The sequence below is a fragment of the Streptomyces achromogenes genome, from assembly GCF_030816715.1.
GTDB lineage: Bacteria > Actinomycetota > Actinomycetes > Streptomycetales > Streptomycetaceae > Streptomyces > Streptomyces achromogenes_A.
This window is the reverse complement of sequence record NZ_JAUSYH010000001.1, coordinates 5,061,827-5,082,232: the sequence shown is the minus strand read 5'-3', so window position 1 is coordinate 5,082,232 and position 20,406 is coordinate 5,061,827. Positions and strand designations below refer to the sequence as shown.

The following is a 20,406-nucleotide window of genomic DNA, read 5'->3' as shown; positions in this document are numbered from 1 at the left end:
CGCCGGCCGCGACGGCGGCCGCCCGGACCGGGCCCGTGCCGCGGTCGCGGCCCCCTCCACGGCCAGGCCGCGGCGTACGCGGCTCCGCCGGCCGCTTCACCATCTGCGAAACTGAGTCGGAACGGGCCTGACAGACGTAGCTCTCACCGACCGTGTGTCGAGGGACTGCGAGTTTCCTGCGGACAGGTGTTTCACCGCACGTTTCGGCGGGCGGCCGTGGGGGAGGTCACTGACACGATGATCGGGTTGCGCGGCGGCGCCGGCGCGTCCTAGAAAAGCAGTCGGGTGGAGATATGCATCGCGGTGGCGGACTGGGCGAGGGGACTGACGACCTGGGTCCTCGACGTGCCCGGCGGGGCAGGCACCGGCGCAACGCGGAGGAAAGCGGCGAAGCACGACAGACGCAGGCACAAGGCGCATCGAGCGAGTCCGAGCGGGTCGACCGGCGGGTCGACCAGGTCGACCGTCTCGAGGCGGGAAGCAGGAATGGTGGTCGGGTGGGGGTGACGTACAAGTACTTCGGCGCGCCGGACGGCGCCACGGCGGCCCGCGTCCCGATCTCGATGCGCCCCGAAGAGCTCGGCGGCGACGAGCTCGGCATGAACGGCATGTTCACCAAGATCAAGCCGGAGACCATGGCCGCGATGGTCCTGACCGGCATCGAAGGCGTCCCCCTGCACAAGGTGCCCCCGCTGGAGCTGGTCGTCCTCCACCCCGACTACGCCGTCGTGAAGCTCCCCATGACCGTCGTCGACCCCCTGCGCGACATCGGCGAGGAAGCGGTCGGCGCGGCCGCCTTCATCTGGTCGACGGTCCCGGACCGCGGCGGCCCCCGCGACGCCTTCAACGTGTACCAACTCCTGCACGAGTGGCAGGACTTCTCACACCGGCTGCACGAAGCGGGACACCAGCCGTACTGCCTCGTCTGGCCGTGAGGCGGTTTCCGGCGCCCGCGGGATCGTGGGTCTTCGGCCAACTGGCCTTTTTCGGCGGTGGGTTCAGGTGCAGGTGATGGGCCGCCCGGCGGTGATGACGGGGCGGGGCGTGTCAGGATGGCGATCTGACAGTCACTCATGGACGGAGCCCCGCGCCATGTCCTCTGCCCTCGGCGGCGACGACGGTCCCTCTCTGCGGATCGACACGAGCAAGCCGCACCCCGCCCATCGGCATCTACGGCGGAGTGGCCCGCAAGGATGACTGACCGACCCCCCGCTCCGGGCAGGCGGGGCAGGGGCCGGGCTCAGCTCCAGGCGCCTTCGCCCTCCGGCCCCCCGATCTCCTGCTCCGCCCAGATCGTCTTGCCCTTGGCGCCCGGGCGGGCGCCCCAGCGCCGGGACAGCTGGGCGACCAGGAGCAGTCCGCGGCCGCCCTCGTCGTAGGTGCGGGCACGGCGCATGTGGGGCGCCGTGCCGCCGGCGTCGCTGACCTCGCAGATGAGGGTGCGGTCATGGATGAGCCGCAACTGGACGGGCGGTTCGCCGTGCCGGATGGCGTTGGTGACCAGCTCGCTCACGATCAGCTCGGTGACGAAGGCGGCGTCGGCGAGCCCCCAGTCCGCCAGCCGGCCCACCGCCTTCTTCCGGGCGTCGGCGACCGCGGCCGGGTCGGCGTCCACGTCCCAGGTGGCGACGCGGGAGGCGTCCAGCACCCGGGTGCGGGCGAGGAGGAGCGCCACGTCGTCGGCGGGCGTCCGGGGCAGCAGGCTGTCGAGGACCGCGTCGCACATGACGTCCAGGGAGGCCGCCGGGGCGGTCAGGGACCGGCACAGGCGGGCGGCGCCGTCGTCGACGTCGCTGTCGCGGGACCGGGAGGTGATGAGGCCGTCGGTGTAGAGGGCGAGGAGACTGCCCTCGGGCAGTTCCGTCTCGAGCGCCTCGAAGGGCAGCCCGCCCAGGCCCAGCGGAGGCCCCGCGGGCAGCGGCAGCAGTTCCACCGTGCCGTCCGGGCGCGCGACGGCGGGCAGCGGGTGGCCGGCCCTGGCCAGCGTGCAGCGGCGCGTCACCGGGTCGTACACGGCGTACAGGCAGGTCGCCCCGACGTCGCCCGCGGTCCCCTCGTCACCGAGCGTGTCGGCCTCGGTGGCCAGCCGGCCCACCAGGTCGTCGAGGTGGGTGAGCAGTTCGCCGGGGGGCAGGTCGATGTCGGCGAGGGTGCGCACGGCCGTGCGCAGCCGCCCCATGGTCGCCGAGGCGTGGATGCCGTGGCCCACGACATCGCCGACGACGAGCGCGACCCTGGCCCCGGACAGCGGGATCACGTCGAACCAGTCGCCGCCCACCCCGGCACGCGCGTCGGACGGCAGATAGCGGGAGGCGATCTCCATCGCGGACTGCTCGGGCAGCCGCTGCGGCAGCAGGCTGCGCTGCAGGGTGACGGCCGTCCGGCGCTCGCGGGTGTAACGCCAGGCGTTGTCGATGCAGACCGCCGCCTTGGCCGCCAGCTCCTCGGCCAGCACCACGTCGTCGTGCTGGAACGGTTCCGGACGCCGGTGCCGGACGAGGACGGCGACGCCCAGCGCGGTACCGCGCGCCGTCAGGGGGACGGCGATCACCGAGTGGAGACCGAAGTCCCGGATGCGAGCCGTGCGCACCGAGTCCCCGGCGACCCAGGCGGCGATGGCGGACTCGGTCACCTGACGGCGAACGGCCCGTCCCGTGCGCAGGCTCTCGGCCGGCGGCGAGCTCTCCGGGTACACGTCGACGTCGCCCGGCTGGAGGACGGCCTCCGGGGCGCCCGGCAGCACCGACCGGTGGGCGACCCGGCGCAGCGGCAGGGGCCCGCCGGTCGTGGTCTCCTCCTGCCCCGCCTCGAACGAGGTCAGCAGGTCGACGCTGACGAAGTCGGCCAGGCCCGACACGGCCACGTCGGCCAGCTCCTGTGCCGTCCGGGTCACGTCGAGGGTGCTGCCGATCCGGGTGCTGGCCTCGGCGATCAGCTGGAGGCGCTGACGGGCCCGGTGCTGCTCCGTCATGTCGTGCCCGGTGGACGCCACACCCAGGACCCGGCCGTCCGCGTCCTGCACCCGGTAGAGATCGACCGCCCAGGCGTGCTGCCGGCTCTCGCCGGGGGCCCGCGCGACGTTCGCCACGTGCCGCGGCTCACCGGTCTCCAGTGTCCGCCGCATCAGACGCTCGACGTCCCGCGCCGACGCCGTGGGCAGGACGTCGGTGATCCGCAGGCCGCGCAGATACTCCTCGCCCAGGCCGAGCGCGCGCTGTGCGGCCCGGTTGGACCGGCAGAAGCGCAGGTCCGTGTCGTGCACCGAGGTCGCGCAGCAGGGGGACTCGAGGAAACCCCACCGCATGAGCGCCTCCTCGTCGGTCCGGGGCGGCGATCCCGGCACCGCGCAGACCAGCAGCCAGTCCCGGACGCCGTCGTCCCGGGTCCGGTGATGCGCGACGACCCTGACCTCCACGGGACGGCCGTCCCGGCGCCGCAGCACGAGCACCCCGTGCCACCGCGGCAGGTCGGCGAGGGCGAGCCCGGCGGTCGAGGAGCCGGCCAGGGGCACGTCTGTGGGGGGTACGCCTGTGGCGGGCGGGTCGGTGGGGGGCGCGACGGCCGAGGGCTGGGTGGTCGCGGGCGGGAGGTCCAGGGCGGGCGGGGTGTGGGCGAGCAGGGTCGCGGCCGGGCGGCCGACGACCTCCTCCAAGGTGTAGCCCAGCAGTCGTACGGCGCCCGCGTTCCAGCCCGTGACAGCGCCCTGTTCGTCGACGGTGACCCGCGCGGTGAGCACCTCGCCACCGGCCCTCGATGCCTCGCTCATCTCACTCTCCCGCGGAATGCGTAACCCGTATCATTCCCCGGCACATACACACATACACGGAATAACTCACATTTCCGCGACAGCGCCGGGGCCGCCCGGCCGCCGGCGGCCAGGAGCAACAGCGCCCCCTCCCGACGGCGGTGGGGTCACCGGCGGTCCGTCGTGACGGCGGTCCGTCGCAGTGGCGGCCGGTCGCGACGGCGATCGGGTCCGACGGTGATCGGGGCCCCGTCGCTCACACCCCTTCCGGTGCTTCTTCCGGGCCCCGGCGCCCCTCCGGCAGGCTGCCGCCCACGGTGAAGCCGATCACCGAGCCGCCGCCCGCGCGCCGCGCGGCGAACGGCGCGCCGCCGTGGGCCAGCGCCACCTCGCGCACGATGGACAGACCGAGGCCGGATCCGGGCCGGGAACGGGCGTCGGCGGCGCGGTAGAAGCGGTCGAAGACGCGTGTCAGGTCGGCCTCGGCGATGCCGGGCCCGCGGTCGAGGACCTCGACGCGGACGACGCCCGGCCGGGCGGGCCCGGTGACGGCGATCTCGACGGGCGCACGGCCGTCCCGGTCGAACTTGGTGGCGTTCTCCACGAGGTTGGACACCGCCCGCTGGAGCATGCCGGGCCGCCCGTAGGAGCTGGTGTCGCCGGACGCCCGGAGCACGATCTGCCGTCCGGTGCGGCGACGGGCGAGGGCCGCCACCTCCTCGGCGAGGTCGGCGAGGTCCAGCTTGCGCGGCGGCTCGGCGTCGGACTGGCCGGCCGCGAGGTCGACGAGCTCGTTGACCAGGTCGGTCAGCTCCCGGGCCTCCTGGCCGAGGTCCGCCACCAGCTCGTCGCGGATGTCCGGCGGCAGCTCGTCGATGCGGTGCAGCAGGGAGATGTTGGTCCGCAGCGACGTCAGCGGCGTGCGCAGTTCGTGCCCCGCGTCCTGGACGAGCCGCCGCTGGTCCTCCTCCGACTGAGCCAGCCGGCCCAGCATGCGGTCGAACGCGCGGCCCAGCCGGCCCACCTCGTCGTGGCCGGTGACGGGCACCTGCACGCCGAGCCGCCGGGTGCGGGCGACGTTCTCGGCGGCGGTCGTGAGGATCACCAGGCGGTGGGTGATGCGCCGGGCCAGCCACCAGCCGAACAGCCCCGCGGCCGTCACGACCGCGGCCATCAGGATCAGCGTGCGCTGCTGGAGCGCCCGCAGCAGGTCCTCGGTGTCACTGAACTCCTGCGCCACCTGGACCGCGCCCCGCCCGCCGCCGAGCGAGACGGTCGCGATGCGGTAGACGTCGTTGCCGACGTCGACGTCCTTGTGCTCGGCCATCTCCCCGGCGTCGGCGGCGCCCGCCACCGTGCGGTCGGCGGCCACCACCGGCAGCCCGGGGGTGCCGCCGTCCACGACGGTCCCGTTCGGGCCGAGCACCTGCACGTCCGTGCGGGCCGGCCGCACGATGTCGTGCCCGGGCTCGGCCGAGGAGAAGTCCTCCGGCGCCATCCGCTGGTCGCGCACCTCGTCCCGCAGGTCCTGCACGACCTCGTCGAACACCGACTCCTGGTCGACCCGGACCAGCCGGGCGGCCGCCGAGTAGGACAGCACGCCGACGAGGACGGTGACGGCGGCCGTCACCGCCGCGAAGGACACCGCGAAGGTGGTGCGCAGCGACACCAGCTTCGGCCGCGGCCGGGACGGGAACGAGGGCAGCAGCCGGCGCAGCACCGGGCGCTGACGGCTCACCCGCGCGGCCCTCAGTCCTCGCGCAGCACGTAACCCACGCCGCGCACGGTGTGGATCAGCTGCGGCGCGCCGGGCTGGTCGAGCTTGCGGCGCAGGTAGCCGACGTAGACGGCGAGGTTCTTGGAACCGGGGCCGAAGTCGTAACCCCAGATGCGGTCGTAGATCGTGGAGTGGTCCAGGACGATCCCGGCGTTGCGCACCAGCAGTTCCAGCAGCTCGAACTCGGTGCGGGTGAGCTCCAGCTCCCGCCCGCCCCGCCAGGCCCGCCGCGCCTGCGGGTGCATGCGCAGCCCGGCCGCCTCCACGTGGCGCTCCGCCGTCGGCTTGGGGGCGTCGGGGACAGTCGCGGCGGGCACGGCCGTGTCGGGGCTGGTCCGGCGCAGCAGCGCCCGCAGCCGGGCGAAGACCTCCTCGACGTCGAACGGCTTGACGACGTAGTCGTCGGCGCCCGCGTCGAGTCCGGCGATCCGGTCGGCGGTCTCCACCAGCGCGGTCAGCATCAGGACGGGCGTGCGGTCGCCCTCGGCGCGCAGCACCCGGCAGACCTGGAGGCCGTCGATGCCGGGCATCATCACGTCGAGGACGAGCACGTCCGGCGGGTTCTTATGGGCCTGTGCCAGCGCCTCGACCCCGTCGGCGACCGCGGTGACCCGGTAGCCCTCCAGAGCCAGGGCGCGTTCCAGGGCGTTGCGGATGGCACGGTCGTCTTCGGCGAGCAGCACGGTGGGAGGCACCTGCCCAGTCTGCCAAGGCCGCCGGCGGTTGGGCCGGGGGGACGGTCCTCCAGTCGCCCTTCTTACTCGGCTCTCACCGTCCGGGTGGACGTGCCACACGCCGACGCCCCCCGGACCGGCCGGGTCTCCCCGTCCGGCGCTCGGAGGGCGGCGTGGGCAGCGGTCACCGGGCGCCGGCACTCGGAGGGGCGGCGTGGCCGGCGGTCACCGGGCGGCCAGTGCCGCCAGCTGGTCGGCGAAGGGCACCACCGTGACCTCGTCCTGGTCGGCCCTCGCCAGCCGGGACGGCGACGACGGCGTCGACAGGCCCGTCATCAGCGCGGCCAGCTCGCCCGCCGCGCGGTCGATCCGCTCCGGCAGGCCCTGCGCGCCCCAGTCCTCCGAGGCCGCGTAGACGGCCGTCGGGACGACGACGGCACGCAGGTAGGAGAAGAGCGGCCGCAGGGCGTGCTCCAGCACCAGCGAGTGGCGTGCGGAGCCGCCCGTGGCGGCGACCAGCACCGGTTTGCCGGCCAGCGCGTCCGGGTCGAGCACGTCGAAGAAGGACTTGAACAGGCCGCTGTAGGACGCGGAGAACACCGGGGTGACGACGATCAGTGCGTCCGCCGCCGTCACCGCCTCCAGCGCGGCCGCGAGCCGCCGTCCGGGGAAGCCGTTGGTGAAGTGGTGGGCGATCTCGACGGCCAGGTCGCGCAGCTCCACGACCTCGACGTCCACGGACGCGTGCCGTTGCACCGCCCCGGCGAGCCGGTCGGCCAGCAGCCGGGTGGACGACGGGACGCTCAGCCCCGCCGAGACCACGACGAGCTTCATGCCACGACCTCCTTCTCCGCCTTGCCCCCGCCGGTCCCGTCGGTGCCGCCGGTCCCCGCGGCCTGCTTCCCCGCGAGCAGCGACCCGTGGGTCGGCGCGTCCGGCACGTCGGCCGGACGGCCCACGGCGAACTCCTTGCGCAGTACCGGCACGACCTCCTCGCCGAGCAGGTCGAGCTGCTCCAGCACGGTCTTCAACGGCAGCCCGGCGTGGTCCAGGAGGAACAGCTGACGCTGGTAGTCGCCCGCGTACTCGCGGAACGACAGGGTCTTCTCGATGACCTGTTCCGGCGTGCCGACGGTCAGCGGGGTCTGGTCGGTGAAGTCCTCCAGGGACGGCCCGTGCCCGTAGACCGGCGCGTTGTCGAAGTACGGCCGGAACTCGCGCACCGCGTCCTGCGAGTTCCTCCGCATGAACACCTGGCCGCCGAGTCCGACGATCGCCTGCTCGGGCGTGCCGTGCCCATAGTGCGCGTACCGGGCCCGGTACAGCTCGACCATCCGCTTGGTGTGGTCGGCGGGCCAGAAGATGTTGTTGTGGAAGAAGCCGTCGCCGTAGAACGCGGCCTGCTCGGCGATCTCGGGCGAGCGGATGGAGCCGTGCCAGACGAACGGCGGCACGTCGTCCAGCGGGCGGGGCGTGGAGGTGAAGCCTTGCAGCGCGGTGCGGAACTTCCCCTCCCAGTCGACGACGTCCTCGCGCCACAGCCTGCGCAGCAGGGCGTAGTTCTCGATGGCGAGGTTGATGCCCTCGCGGATGTCCTGGCCGAACCAGGGGTAGACCGGGCCGGTGTTGCCGCGCCCCATCATCAGGTCCACGCGCCCGTCGGCCAGGTGCTGGAGCATCGCGAAGTCCTCGGCGATCTTCACCGGATCGTTCGTGGTGATGAGGGTGGTGGAGGTGGAGAGGATCAGCTTCTCGGTCCGCGCGGCTATGTAGCCGAGCATGGTGGTCGGGGACGAGGGCACGAACGGCGGGTTGTGGTGCTCGCCGGTCGCGAAGACGTCGAGGCCGACCTCCTCCGCCTTCAGCGCGATCGCGACCATGGCCTTGATCCGCTCGCGCTCGGTCGGCGTACGGCCCGTGGTGGGGTCCGGCGTGACATCGCCGACGCTGAAGATCCCGAACTGCATGGTCGCTCACCCTCCAGGTTGTTGACGCTTCAACTATACCCGGAGAACGGCGACCCGCCCACGGCTATTCCCTCGCGACCCGCCCACGGCCATCCCGCGCGGCTCCCTCGCGACCCGCCCACGGCTATCGCCTCGCGGGCCGGCCCATGGCTGTTCCTCCGCAACCAGCCCATGACTGCCGTCGGCGACCCGCCCCCGGCGTTCCCGGCGGCCCGCCCCGGTCGCTCCCCCTCTGGTCACTGCTGCCCGGCCGCACCGACACCACCCGCACCGACACCACCCGCATCGGCCGCACCACGCGCACCACCGGCATCGGCCGTATCGGCCGCGAATCTCCCTTCAAACCTTCCAGTGCGGGTCACGGCCGGTTCGCGCGAGCAGCCGTTCGAAGGGCGAAGCGTCCTCGGCGGCCGCCACCGCCTCGCCGAACACCCCCGTCCGCCGGGCCGTCGGCTCCAGCACGGCGACCGCCCCCGCCAGCTCCGCCACCACCGCCTCGTCGGCCTCCGGGAACTCCTGGCCGGTGGCCCGCGCCAGATCCCACACGTGCACGGTCAGGTCCAGCAGCGCCATCGAGCCGACCAGCCGCGCCGGCATGTCCATCGCCCCCGTGGTGCCCTCCTCGGCGCCCGGCGCGGACCAGGCCGCCACCAGCCTGTCCGTCTCCGCCACCAGCCGCGCCCGCCAGTCCGGCCCCGCACCCACCCGGTCGGGAGTCTCGCCGAAGTCGGACGCCTCCTTCGCCGCCAGCCGCTGGAACTGGACGACCACCTGGAACACATGGTTGACCAGGGCCTTCACGTCGTACTCCGCGCAGGGCGTGGGGCCGGCCAGCGCCGCGTCCGGGATGCCCCGCAGCACCGGCTCGGCCCGCTCGCGCGCCCTGCCGAGCAGGTCGCCGATGCCGTACGCGCTCCCTCGGTCGCCGCCGGTGCCGATACCGTCACCGCTGCCGATAGCGCGGTCGATGCCGCTGCCGCTGCCGTCGATGTCCATACCTCGACCGTAGGGGCACCCGACGTCGCCCGTCTTGAAGAAACGCGACGTACGATCCGGGCATGGCCGCCTCCCGCCGCGACACCCGCGGGATCGTCGACCCGGCCGGGCTGCTGGCCCGCGTACGGTTCCGCCGCCACCGGCCCGCCGAGCCGCTGCGCCGTCACGTCGAGACGTACTGGCTGATCGACTGGGACCTGCCCGAGCCGTACGCCTCCCACATCGTCCCGCACCCGTCCGTCAACCTCAGCTTCCAGTGGGAGGAGGCCGACGGCCCGCCCTACGGCGAGCTGACCGGCGTCGCCCGCGGCCTCTACACCAGGAAGCTCACCGGCCGGGGACGGGTCTGCGGGGTGAAGTTCCGGCCCGGCGGCTTCCGCCCGTACGCCCCCGCGGAACCCGTCGCGCACTGGACCGGCCACGTCCTGCCCGCCCGGGACGTCTTCCCCCGGGCCGGCGGCGACACGCCCCGGACGGTGACCGGCCCGGCCGACGACCTCGGCCGGGTCGCCGCGCTCGACGCCTTCCTGCTCTCCCTGGACCCCGAGCCCGACCCGCGCGCCGACCAGGCCATGGACCTCGTCGAACAGATCCGCGCCGACCGCACCGTGCGCCGTGTCGCCGACCTCGCCCGCGCCGAGGGCCTCTCGGTACGGGCGCTGCAACGGCTCTTCGCCGCCTATGTCGGCGTCAGCCCGAAGTGGGCCATCCTCCGCTACCGCCTCCACGAGGCCCTGGAACTCGCCGGCACCCGGCAGGACCTCGACTGGGCCGGCCTCGCCGCCGACCTCGGCTACGCCGACCAGGCCCACCTGGCCCGCGACTTCACCTCCACCGTCGGCATCCCCCCGGCCGCCTACGCCCACGCCGCCCGCACACCGTAGGCCCGCGCCCATCCCGTACCTCGGGCCCGGTCTGCGGGCTCAGGACGTCAGCGGCAGTGCGTCCATGTACGCGTTGGACGGCTTGGGCGCCTTCGCCACGCTCCGGGCGTCCAGCGCGACCGCCGCCGACGCCGTGCCCAGCGTCCCGCCCGGATGCCAGGTGCCGGTGACGTTCACCCAGGTGTCCGCCTTCGGCGCGGCGGCCCCGTGGACCAGCACCTTCACCGACGACGCGTCCGCCGCACAGCAGTTGACGATGATCCGGGTCAGATACCAGCCGTGCCCGCCCGGGGCCGGTGTGACGAACCCGGTCATCACCACGGTCCGCTTCCCGACGGCCCGCGACCGGTCCTGCTGCACCCGCTGGGTGAAGTCGGTCAGCGTGATCGGCAGCGGCGAGGTGGCCGGCAGCGGGTCGAATCCGTCCTCCTCCACCGCGACCGCCCTGGCCGGCTCACGCGAGGCGGTGTACGAACCGAGCGCGGGCGGGGCGTAGAACAGCAGGCTCAGCACCGGCAGGAACAACAGCCACGCCACCCGCGGCACCCGGGAGTGATCGTGCCCGTGCGCGTCCTCGCCTCCGTCGCCGTCAGGCCGACGCCCATGCCCATGCCCGTGGCCGTTCCCATGCCCGTGCGCGTCCCCGCCCCCGTCCCGCGCGCCGCCCGGCCGCCGGCCCCACGTTTCCGCCGCCGCCCACGCGCCCAGCGCCACCAGCACCGCTCCCGACGCGATCAGCAGCGGCCGCATGCCCGGCTTCACCAGGTTGAGGTACAGGTCGGTGAAGAGCGCGGCGTGCAGCAGCCCCAGGCCGCTGAGCACCAGCAACACCGCTTGCGCGAACCGCCTCACAGCAACACCCCTCCGATCACCGCGCTGCACACCACCGCGACCACCGCCGTGGCCGCCGAGAACCGCACCGCGAAAGCCCGCCCGAACGTCCCGGCCTGCAACGCGATCAGCTTCAGGTCGACCATCGGCCCCACCACCATGAACGTCAGCCGCGCCACCGGCGAGAACCCGCTGAGCGACGCCGCCACGAACGCGTCGGCCTCGCTGCACACCGCCAGCACGATCGCCAGCGCCGCCAGGAACAGCACCGACAGCCACGGCGACCCCGCGAACGTGTCCAGCACCGAACGCGGCACCGCCACGTTGAACGTCGCCGCCGCCATCGCCCCCACCACCAGAAAGCCCCCGGCGTGCAGGAAGTCGTGCTGGAAACCCTGCCGGAACTCCTGGAACCGGCTGTGTCCCGGCACATGTCCCGCCGGCCGGTCGGTCCGCGGCCGCAGCCACTCCTCCCGCCCCAGCCAGAGCCACAGCCAGCCCATCGCGGCGGCCGTCACCAGCGACGCCACCAGCCTCGCCAGCACCATCTCCGGACGGCCCGGGAACGCCACCGCCGTCGCCGTCAGCACCACCGGGTTCACCGCCGGCGCCGACAGCAGGAACGCGAACGCCGCGGCCGGCGTCACCCCCCGCCCGATCAGACTGTTCGCCACCGGCACCGACGCGCACTCGCACCCCGGCAGCACCACTCCCGCCGCCCCCGCCACCGGCACCGCCAGCGCGGGCCGCTTCGGCAGCACCCGCTGGAAGACACTCGCCGGCACGAACGCGTTGATCGCCCCCGACAACGCCGTCCCCAACAGCAGGAACGGCAGCGCCTGCACGGTCACGGCCAGACACACCGTCCGCCACGCCTGCACCGCCGGCTCGTCCAGCGACCGCCCGACGACCACCAGCAGCACACCCGGCACCACCGCCGCGCCGAGCAGCAACAGCGGCCAGTGCCGCGGCAGCCCACGCCCCGCGGGAGCGCCCGCCACGCCGCCGGCCACGCCGTTCGCCACGCCGTCGGCCACCGCCCCGGACGGCCGTATGTCCGTCTCCCGCACCCGCCCTACACCCGTCCTTCCCGCAACCGCACGGCCTGCTCCGCGCCGGACTCCACCGTCCGCCGCATGCGCCGCACGATCACCGCGAGCTCGGAGTCCGCGAGATCGTCGAAGAGCGGCGTCCAGTCGCCGCCCAGCCGCTCCCGCATCCGCCCGAACTCCGCGATCCGCTCCGGCACGGTCGCCACGAGCACCCGCCGCCGGTCGGCCGCGTCCCGCTCGCGCACCACATGGCCCGCCTTCTCCAACCGGTCCACCCGCCGGGTCGCCGACCCCGTGGTGAGGCCCGTCAGCTCCGCGACCCGGCCCGTCGTCACCGGCTCCCGCTCCAGCGCCGGCAGGTTCAGACACCGCAGCTCCGTGGGGTGCAGCCCCAGCCGGTCCGCGGGCGCCTGATGGAACGGGGCATACGCGGCCGCGTACCGGCGGGAGACCACGGACGGCTCGTCCAGCAGCCGCGACCGCACGTTCTGGGACATCGCTCCCCTTCGCCGGCGCCGTCGTGGGCGCAGTCGTCGGCGCAGTCGTCGACGCCGTCCGCAGATCGTACGACGCACCGGTCCCACGATCCTCAGACGAAGTACGCATTCCCGGTGTCCGGCACCAGCGCCGCCTGACGGCCATTGCCCCGCAGCGGCGCCGGCCACCGGCACGGACCCCCGGCCGGGCGCAGATCCCGCCCGCCTATCCTGGCCGTAGCCCAGCCGCACCCCGTCCCGCCCGCCACCCCGTCCGAGGAGCAGTCCATGGCCGCCGCCGCACCGTCCACCGCCTCCCGCATCGCCGTCGTCACCGGTGCGAGCAGCGGAATCGGCGCCGCGACCGCCCGGGAGCTCGCCGCGGCCGGCTACCGCGTGGTCCTGACCGCCCGCCGCAAGGACCGCATCGAGGCGCTCGCCGAGGAGATCACCCGCTCGGGCGGCTCCGCGACGGCCTACCAGCTGGACGTCACCGACCGCGCGGCCGTCGACGAGTTCGCCACCGCCTTCCGCACGATCGGCGTGCTCGTCAACAACGCCGGCGGCGCACTGGGCGCCGACCCCGTCGCCACCGGCGACCCCGCCGACTGGCGCACCATGTACGAGACGAACGTCCTCGGCACCCTGAACGTCACCCAGGCCCTCCTCCCCCAGCTCGTGGCGAGCGGCGACGGCACCGTGGTCGTGGTCTCCTCCACCGCCGGACTCGGCACCTACGAGGGCGGCGCGGGCTATGTCGCCGCCAAGCACGGCGCGCACGTCCTCGCCGAGACCCTCCGCCTGGAGATCGTCGGGCAGCCGGTCCGGGTCATCGAGATCGCCCCCGGCATGGTGAAGACCGACGAGTTCGCCCTCACCCGCTTCAGCGGCGACCAGGACCGGGCCGCCAAGGTCTACGAGGGCGTCGCCGAACCCCTCACCGCCTCCGACGTGGCCGAGACGATCACCTGGGCGGTGACCCGCCCCAGCCACGTCAACGTCGACCTCCTCGTCCTGCGCCCCCGCGCCCAGGCGTCGAACACCAAGGTCCACCGCGAGCTGTGAGCCCGCCGCGGCGCCCCTTTGCGGCACGGGACGCACAGGGGGCGCCGCCGCACGCGGTCACGGACCGGTGCAGCCGGGATCGTCGACGATCACCGCGTTGGCCGGGACGATGACGACGTCGTCGTCGTCATCGGCCTGCACGAACTTCGTCGTGGCGTATCCACGCCGGCCCTTCCCTACGCACTTCGTCGCCAGGTTCCCGAATCCGTCCGGGAAGTTGTAGACCTCGGCCGGGGTGTCCTCCCCGGCCCGCCCGGCCACCGGGGCGTCGGCCTTGCCCCGCTCGTCGTAGTACTCCTGCGAGCACCCGCCGAGCAGCAGCGCGAGAGCGCACGCGACACCGGCCGCCGTCAGCCGCCGCACGTCTTGTCCTCGACGATCTGCACGTTGGACGGACCGGTCGCGTTGGTCGTCACATACGCCCGGTACCCGTGCCCCACGCACTTCGTGGCCAGGTTCCCGAACCCGTCGGGCATGTTGAACACCTCGGCGGGCGTGTCGTCCCCCGCCTTCCCCTGCACCGGGGCGTCTCCCTTGCCCCGCTTGTCCTCGTACTCCTGGGAACAGCCGGCCAGCGTCCCTACGGCCAGCAGCACCAGCCCCGCGGCCCAGACTCCCGCACGCATCCGCTCGCGCTCCATTGCAGAACCCCCGTTCTCCCGTGTCCCCGTGCCCGTAGGCCCACATGTCGCACCCTCGTTCGAGCAAGCTCGAAGGTGCAGCTGAAGACACCACCGCACCCCGCCCCGGTTCCCACCCCGCCGTAAGGTCTGGTCCGTGGACCGACACATACCTTTCGAGACGCTGCACAACTTCCGCGACCTGGGCGGATATCGCACCGGAACCGGTCACCGGATCCGCCCGGGACGCCTGTTCCGCGCCGACTCCCTCGGCAAGCTCACCACCGGCACCCCGGACTGGGACCGCTTCCTCGCCCTCGGCATCGGCACCGTGATCGACCTGCGGCATCCCCAGGAGATCGAGGCACGGGGCCGCGTCCCTGAGCACGGCTCCTTCGCCTACCAGAACCTCAGCATCGAGCACCGCCCCTACAACCAGGCGGCGCTGACCCCGGACCTCGATCCCGGCCCCTACCTCTGCGCCCGCTACATGGAGGTCGCCGAGGACGGCGTCAAGGAGATCGCGGCGGCGCTGCGCCTGGTGGCCGAGGCGGAGGAGGGCCTGGTCTTCCACTGCGCCTCCGGCAAGGACCGCACCGGCCAGCTCGCCGCCCTGGTCCTCGCCCTCCTCGGCGTCCCGGACGAGACGATCATCGAGGACTTCAGCCTCACCGAACTGGCCACCCGGGCCCTGCTGGACGACTGGCGGGCCCGCAACGACGGCCGCTCACCGTCCTGGCCGGCCTTCGGCCGCGCCCCCGAGGCGGCGATGCGCCTGTTCCTGGCGGCCCTGCGCGAGCGCCACGGCTCGGTCGAGGCGTACGTGACGCACGCCCTGGGCCTGGACGCGGCCGAACTGTCCACGGCCCTGCGCTCCCGCCTCCTCGAACCGTTCCCCACCACCTGGCCGGAGCCGGTCTACCGCCGAGCCGCCCCCGCCGACGCCCCTGCCCTGGTCCGCCTGCGCGACACGGCCGCCCTGTGGCAACTGGCCCGCGGCATCCGGCAATGGCTGCCGGGCGAGAAGACCGAGGCCCACTTCCTCGACCGCATGCGCGAGGGCGAGGTCTGGCTGGCGCACACCGGCGCCGCCCTCACCGGCGGCTACGAACTCTGGTGGGACGACCCGGCGGCCTGGGGCCCCCGTCCGCCCGAGGCGGGCTACATCCACCGCCTGATGACGACCCCCCACACCGCCCCGCCCGGCGCCGGCCGCAGGCTGCTGGCCCACGCCGAGTCCCGCGTCACCGCCGCCGGCCGCCCCTACGCCCGCCTCGACTGCCTCTCCGCCAACCCCCGCCTGCGCGCCTACTACGAGTCGGCGGGCTACACCGTCGTAGGCGAACAGCGAGCGAAGGACGGCGGCACAGGCAGCCCCTACGCGGTCACCCTGCTGCAGAAACGCCTCATGTGAACCTGCGGACGAGGCCCCCGCTCACGGGAGACTCGTCCGCTCGACCCTTCTCAACCCTTCACGCAGATGAACTGCTTCAGCTTCGCCACGACCTGCACGAGGTCCCGCTGCTGGTCGATGACCTGCTCGATCGGCTTGTAGGCGCCCGGAATCTCGTCCACGACGCCGGAGTCCTTGCGGCACTCCACGCCCCGCGTCTGCTCCACCAGGTCCCTCGTCGAGAAGCGGCGCTTGGCCGCGGTCCGGCTCATGCGCCGACCCGCCCCGTGCGAGGCCGAGTTGAAGGCCTTGTCGTTGCCCAGGCCCTTCACGATGTACGAGCCCGTGCCCATCGAGCCCGGGATGATCCCGTACTCTCCCGAACCCGCCCGGATCGCGCCCTTCCGCGTGACCAACAGGTCCATGCCCTCGTAGCGTTCCTCCGCCACGTAGTTGTGGTGGCAGGAGATCTCCTGCTCGAACGTCGGCTTCGCCTTCTTGAACTCCTTGCGGACCACGTCCTTCAGGAGCGCCATCATGATCGTGCGGTTGTACTTCGCGTACTCCTGCGCCCAGTAGAGGTCGTTGCGGTAGGCCGCCATCTGCGGGGTGTCCGAGATGAAGACCGCGAGATCGCGGTCGACCAGGCCCTGGTTGTGCGGGAGCCTCTGGGCCACGCCGATGTGGTGATCCGCCAGTTCCTTGCCGATGTTGCGGGAACCGGAGTGCAGCATCAGCCAGACCGCCCCGTCCTCACTAGTGCAAAGTTCAACGAAGTGATTGCCGGAGCCCAGCGTCCCCATCTGCCGGCCCGCGCGTTCGCGGCGGAACCTCACCGTCTCCGCGACGTCGTCGAACCGACGCCAGAAGTCGTCCCAGCCGCCGGCGGCCAGGCCGTGGAACTGCCCCGGGTCCACGGGGTCGTCGTGCATCCCGCGCCCCACCGGAACGGCCTGTTCGATCTTCGAGCGCAGCCGGGACAGGTCCCCCGGCAGGTCGTTCGCCGTCAACGACGTCTTGACCGCCGACATCCCGCACCCGATGTCGACCCCCACCGCCGCCGGACAGACGGCCCCGCTCATGGCGATGACCGAGCCGACGGTCGCGCCCTTGCCGTAGTGGACGTCCGGCATGACCGCCAGGCCCTTGATCCAGGGCAGGGTGGCCACGTTGCGCAGCTGCTGCAGCGCGCCCTCCTCGACCGACGCCGGGTCGGTCCACATGCGGATGGGTACTTTCGCGCCCGGCATTTCCACGTACGGCATATCGCCCTCATTCCCCCGGATGACCAACAAAAGTAGTGAGTCGCAAAACCGGTGCCAAGGTCGCCGAAAACGGACGGCGGACCGGCATCCACGGTGGTGCGTGCGATACACATTGTCTGCAGGGACCGGCCCCGCCCGGCAAGCGATTAACCAGCGGGGACGCGGGCCCGGAGACCGAACATCCCGAAGTGACCGTCGAGAGGAGCCGACCGTGCTGCGGAAGGCCTACGTACCCGGCGTCGTCGCGCTCCTCGCGGCGCTGCTGGCCGGCTGCACCGGCGGCTCGGACGACACCGGCTCGGACGACAACTCCAACCCGGGCGAGGCCGGCACGTCGGCGCCCGCCGCCCAGCCGGGCAGGTACACCACGCTGCCGGAGGCGTGCGGCGTGGTGAGCCGGGCCACGCTCGACTCCCTGCTTCCCGGCATCCAGCAGCTCACCGACGCGACGCGGCGCGACACGGCCTACGCCGGCGAGGCGACCCTGACCTACGACACGGACCGCAAGGTGGGGTGCCGTTGGAAGGTGGAGTCGGCGGAGGCCACCGATCACCTCCTCGTCGACTTCGAGCGGGTCGTCTCCTATGACAACGCGGTGAGCGACGACTCCCAGGCGGAGACCCTCTTCGCGAAGAGGGTGACGGCGGCCGACCTGCCGGCGCCCGTCGCGTCCGCCACGGCCGGCGTCTCCCCCTCCACGAGTGCCACGGGCTCCCCGAGCGCGGGGGCCCCGTCCCCGTCCACGGCCACGGCCACCGCCTCCGGCTCACCGTCCGCCGCCTCGCCGACGGCCTCGGCCTCCTCGACGGTCGCGCCGGCCGATCTGCAGCCCCGGCTGCTGGACGACCTCGGCGACGAGGCGTTCGTCGACGACGCCCTCGGGAGTTCCGGTTCGACGGTCAAACAGCGAACGGTGACTGTGGCGTTCCGCACGTCGAACGTCATTGTGACCATCCAGTACGAGGAGCAGCCGGCGACGCTCGGAGTGACGCCGGACAGTGAGGACATGCAGGACAAGGCCCGGAAACTGGCCGCGCAGTTGGTCGACGCGCTGGCCGGCTGAGGCCGGTTCGGGGCGGTCGGCGCCCCGCCCGCGAAGCCTTCGAAGCGGAGCCGCACAGAGTCTTCACCGCGTACCGTGGCCCCTCGGACCCGATCCGACCGCAGGAACCACGAGCGTCATGAGTGAAGGAACCATGCAGCGACGAGCCCAGCGAGACGGCCAGTTCAACCAGCGCGAGGAGCGTGACGAGCGAGCGAAGCGCGCAGGAGGGCTCAACCGCCTCCTGGCAGCCGCGGTCACCGTCCCGGTCATGCTGATCGCCGCGGGCTGCTCCTCGGACTCCGGCTCGGACGACGCCTCGAAGGACGCCGCCGCCACCGGTTCCGCCGCGGACTCCGCCGCGAGCGCCGCGCCCACCGTGCAGGCAGCCGCGTACCAGAAGCTGCCTCAGGCGTGCGCGGTGGTGTCGAAGAAGACGCTGACCGAGCTGGTGCCCAAGGGGGTCACCTCCGGCAAGGAGGGGACGACCGGGGACACCGCGGACCGGGCGAGCTGTTCATGGTCGAGCCTGGCCAACAACGGCGTGAAGGGTTCGCAGTTCCGCTGGCTGAACGTGTCGCTGCTGCGTTTCGAGTCCGACGCGACGACCGGCGACGGCGAGTCGCAGGCGAAGACGTACTACGCGAAGCAGGTCAAGGACTCCCAGGCGGTGGCGGGCGCGACCAACGCGAAGTCGCAGCCGGTCCCGGGGACGGGCGACGAGGCGACGCTGGTGCGGTACGACCTGAAGAAGACCGAGGGCGCCTTCAAGCAGCAGACGGTGGTGGCGCGGGTGGAGAACGTCGTCGTCACGCTGGACTACAACGGGGCCGGTCTGGCGGGCGACAAGGCGCCGAGCGCGGACGCGCTGTCGGCGTCGGCGCAGAAGGCGGCGAAGGAAGCGGTGGCGTCGGTGCGGTCGGCCAACGGCGTGGGCGGCGGCGGGAGTTCGGAGGGCTCGTCGGCCGGTTCGCCGGCCGGCTCCGCCTCCCCGTCCCCGTCGAAGTCGTCCTCCGTCTCGCCGGGCGAGGGGGCTTCGCTGCCGTCGTCGGCGACCCCGAAGGCGACGGCGTCCAAGGCGCCCGCGGCGGCCCCGAAGGCGACCGCCTCCGCCAAGAGCTGACGGTCCGGAAAGGCGTGCACCGCACACATGTGCCACCCTGTTGCGCGCAAGAGCACGCAAGGGGAGGGGAGTACGGGTGTCCGAGCGAATACAGCTGACCCGGACGCACCGCGTTCTCATCGGCGTGGTCGTGACCGGCGCTGTGATCATCGCCGGCATCGGCTTCGCCGGTTCGTACGCGGCCGTCCGTGAGCTGGCCCTGGAGAAGGGCTTCGGGAACTTCTCGTATGTGTTCCCGATCGGCATCGACGCGGGTATCTGCGTCCTGCTGGCCCTGGATCTGCTGCTGACGTGGATCCGCATTCCGTTCCCGCTGCTGCGGCAGACGGCGTGGCTGCTGACCGCGGCGACGATCGCGTTCAACGGTGCGGCGGCCTGGCCGGATCCGCTGGGCACGGGCATGCACGCGGTGATCCCGATCCTGTTCGTGGTGTCGGTGGAGGCGGCCCGGCATGCGATCGGCCGGATCGCGGACATCACGGCGGACAAGCACATGGAGGGCGTGCGCATCACGCGCTGGCTGCTCTCCCCCGTGCCGACGTTCCTGCTGTGGCGTCGTATGAAGCTGTGGGAGCTGCGCTCCTACGACCAGGTGATCAAGCTGGAGCAGGAACGTCTCGTCTACCAGGCGAGGCTGCGTTCGCGCTTCGGCCGCGCCTGGCGGCGCAAGGCGCCGGTGGAGTCGCTGATGCCGCTGCGGCTGGCCCGTTACGGCGTTCCGCTGGCGGAGACCGCTCCGGCGGGCCTGGCGGCGGCGGGGATAGAGCCCGCGCTGCTGCCTCCGATGCCGACCCAGGCGCAGTCGCAGTCGCAGTCGCAGCAACAGTTGCCCTCACAGGCGCAGGCCCCGGCTCAGCTCCGGGAGCCGGCGGCGCCGGTGCCCGCGCGGAATCCGCAGGAGTTGGCGGCGGGCTTCGGGCAACAGCCGCAGCCCCGGCAGGCGCAGCAGCCGTCCGGACGGCCGGGGCAGCCCGGGTCGCCGGAGGAGGAGCAGAGCCCCTGGTTCCAGGCGATGCCGCACGAGGTCACCTACCAGGGCGGTTACGACCCGACGTACGACCCCGCGGAGCAGTACGCCGACTGGTACGAGGAGCAGCGGGACGCCGAGCAGTACGCGGACCAGTACCAGGAGGAGCCCCCGGCCCAGGAGCCCTCTCCGGAGGAGACCGGATCCTTCCCGATCCCGGTGGGTCCGGGGCGCAGCCGTGAGCTGGGCGGGGGCGGTGGGACTCCGCTCGTCGAGCCGGACGAGGAGGCGTACTACCAGGTCTTCAAGCAGTCGATAAGCATCGGCGGCTACCCGACGCCGAGTCAGTTCAGCGACGACGTGGAGGCGACGTTCGGCGCTCCGCTGCTCGACGCCGAGGCCAAGCGCATGGTGATGCGCTTCCAGAACCGTCACGCGGCGGAACTCGAAGAGGACCACATCGCGTAGGGCGGGTCACGCCAGGAGCCGTCCGGTGGGTCACGACGGCGGACGGCGACGGAGGGGCCCC

19 protein-coding genes are annotated in these 20,406 nt (G+C 73.0%); 7 read left to right on the top strand and 12 right to left on the bottom strand.

Annotated elements, in window-relative coordinates; all coding sequences use genetic code 11:
* Positions 1–293: 293 nt before the first annotated feature.
* Entirely contained in the window at positions 294–935 is a 642-nt protein-coding gene (locus QF032_RS22865; protein WP_306949871.1) for a hypothetical protein, read from the top strand.
* A gap of 305 nt (positions 936–1,240) precedes the next feature.
* On the opposite strand, the gene QF032_RS22860 is transcribed toward QF032_RS22865, so the two are convergent.
* From QF032_RS22860 to QF032_RS22835, 6 genes are all read right to left on the bottom strand, one after another.
* Complete coding sequence (locus QF032_RS22860; protein ID WP_307057285.1) at positions 1,241–3,766, bottom strand: SpoIIE family protein phosphatase; 2,526 nt, start codon at positions 3,764–3,766, stop codon at positions 1,241–1,243.
* Positions 3,767–4,001: 235 nt separating this feature from the next.
* Positions 4,002–5,483, bottom strand: a complete 1,482-nt coding sequence (locus QF032_RS22855; RefSeq protein WP_373430370.1) for a sensor histidine kinase — start codon at positions 5,481–5,483, stop codon at positions 4,002–4,004.
* A gap of 11 nt (positions 5,484–5,494) precedes the next feature.
* Complete coding sequence (locus QF032_RS22850; protein ID WP_307045207.1) at positions 5,495–6,217, bottom strand: response regulator transcription factor; 723 nt, start codon at positions 6,215–6,217, stop codon at positions 5,495–5,497.
* A gap of 204 nt (positions 6,218–6,421) precedes the next feature.
* Positions 6,422–7,030, bottom strand: coding sequence for an FMN reductase (locus QF032_RS22845; RefSeq protein ID WP_307057283.1), 609 nt, complete (start codon positions 7,028–7,030; stop codon positions 6,422–6,424).
* Positions 7,027–8,163: an LLM class flavin-dependent oxidoreductase gene (locus QF032_RS22840; protein ID WP_307045205.1), complete on the bottom strand. Its 1,137-nt coding sequence runs from the start codon at positions 8,161–8,163 to the stop codon at positions 7,027–7,029. The genes QF032_RS22845 and QF032_RS22840 overlap by 4 nt, the downstream gene beginning before the upstream one ends.
* 339 nt (positions 8,164–8,502) lie before the next feature.
* Complete coding sequence (locus tag QF032_RS22835) at positions 8,503–9,159, bottom strand: TIGR03086 family metal-binding protein (RefSeq protein ID WP_307057281.1); 657 nt, start codon at positions 9,157–9,159, stop codon at positions 8,503–8,505.
* A 62-nt stretch (positions 9,160–9,221) separates the two neighbouring features.
* Between QF032_RS22835 and QF032_RS22830 the strand changes: the two genes are divergently transcribed.
* The gene (locus QF032_RS22830; protein WP_307045203.1) at positions 9,222–10,043 is read left to right on the top strand and encodes a helix-turn-helix domain-containing protein; all 822 of its coding nucleotides are present in this window, start codon (positions 9,222–9,224) and stop codon (positions 10,041–10,043) included.
* Positions 10,044–10,082: 39 nt separating this feature from the next.
* Here the strand turns inward: QF032_RS22830 and QF032_RS22825 are convergent, their stop codons facing one another.
* Genes QF032_RS22825 through QF032_RS22815 form a run of 3 tightly spaced genes read right to left on the bottom strand, consistent with a single transcriptional unit; the run spans position 10,083 to position 12,423 of the window.
* Entirely contained in the window at positions 10,083–10,895 is an 813-nt protein-coding gene (locus QF032_RS22825; RefSeq protein WP_307045202.1) for a TIGR03943 family putative permease subunit, read from the bottom strand.
* Positions 10,892–11,899, bottom strand: a complete 1,008-nt coding sequence (locus QF032_RS22820; protein WP_306955985.1) for a permease — start codon at positions 11,897–11,899, stop codon at positions 10,892–10,894. The genes QF032_RS22825 and QF032_RS22820 overlap by 4 nt, the downstream gene beginning before the upstream one ends.
* Positions 11,900–11,949: 50 nt before the next feature.
* Positions 11,950–12,423: a MarR family winged helix-turn-helix transcriptional regulator gene (locus QF032_RS22815; RefSeq protein WP_307045201.1), complete on the bottom strand. Its 474-nt coding sequence runs from the start codon at positions 12,421–12,423 to the stop codon at positions 11,950–11,952.
* 267 nt (positions 12,424–12,690) lie between these two features.
* On the opposite strand from QF032_RS22815, the gene QF032_RS22810 reads away from it, so the two are divergent.
* A complete protein-coding gene (locus QF032_RS22810) occupies positions 12,691–13,467 on the top strand; it encodes an SDR family NAD(P)-dependent oxidoreductase (protein ID WP_307045200.1) in 777 nt (258 codons plus the stop codon).
* A 57-nt stretch (positions 13,468–13,524) separates the two neighbouring features.
* On the opposite strand, the gene QF032_RS22805 is transcribed toward QF032_RS22810, so the two are convergent.
* Entirely contained in the window at positions 13,525–13,830 is a 306-nt protein-coding gene (locus QF032_RS22805) for a hypothetical protein (protein WP_306949882.1), read from the bottom strand.
* Entirely contained in the window at positions 13,818–14,093 is a 276-nt protein-coding gene (locus QF032_RS22800; RefSeq protein WP_159083160.1) for a hypothetical protein, read from the bottom strand. The genes QF032_RS22805 and QF032_RS22800 overlap by 13 nt, the downstream gene beginning before the upstream one ends.
* Before the next feature lie 151 nt (positions 14,094–14,244).
* Here QF032_RS22800 and QF032_RS22795 point away from each other — a divergent pair, with 151 nt between their 5' ends.
* Positions 14,245–15,501: a GNAT family N-acetyltransferase gene (locus QF032_RS22795; protein ID WP_307045198.1), complete on the top strand. Its 1,257-nt coding sequence runs from the start codon at positions 14,245–14,247 to the stop codon at positions 15,499–15,501.
* A gap of 50 nt (positions 15,502–15,551) precedes the next feature.
* Here QF032_RS22795 and QF032_RS22790 read toward each other — a convergent pair whose 3' ends face one another.
* A complete protein-coding gene (locus tag QF032_RS22790; protein WP_307057279.1) occupies positions 15,552–16,745 on the bottom strand; it encodes an RtcB family protein in 1,194 nt (397 codons plus the stop codon).
* 211 nt (positions 16,746–16,956) lie between these two features.
* Here QF032_RS22790 and QF032_RS22785 point away from each other — a divergent pair, with 211 nt between their 5' ends.
* From QF032_RS22785 to QF032_RS22775, 3 genes are all read left to right on the top strand, one after another.
* Positions 16,957–17,808: a DUF3558 domain-containing protein gene (locus tag QF032_RS22785; RefSeq protein ID WP_307057277.1), complete on the top strand. Its 852-nt coding sequence runs from the start codon at positions 16,957–16,959 to the stop codon at positions 17,806–17,808.
* A 118-nt stretch (positions 17,809–17,926) separates the two neighbouring features.
* The gene (locus tag QF032_RS22780) at positions 17,927–18,910 is read left to right on the top strand and encodes a DUF3558 domain-containing protein (protein WP_307045195.1); all 984 of its coding nucleotides are present in this window, start codon (positions 17,927–17,929) and stop codon (positions 18,908–18,910) included.
* 76 nt (positions 18,911–18,986) lie between these two features.
* A complete protein-coding gene (locus tag QF032_RS22775) occupies positions 18,987–20,345 on the top strand; it encodes a DUF2637 domain-containing protein (RefSeq protein WP_307057275.1) in 1,359 nt (452 codons plus the stop codon).
* Positions 20,346–20,406: the final 61 nt, after the last annotated feature.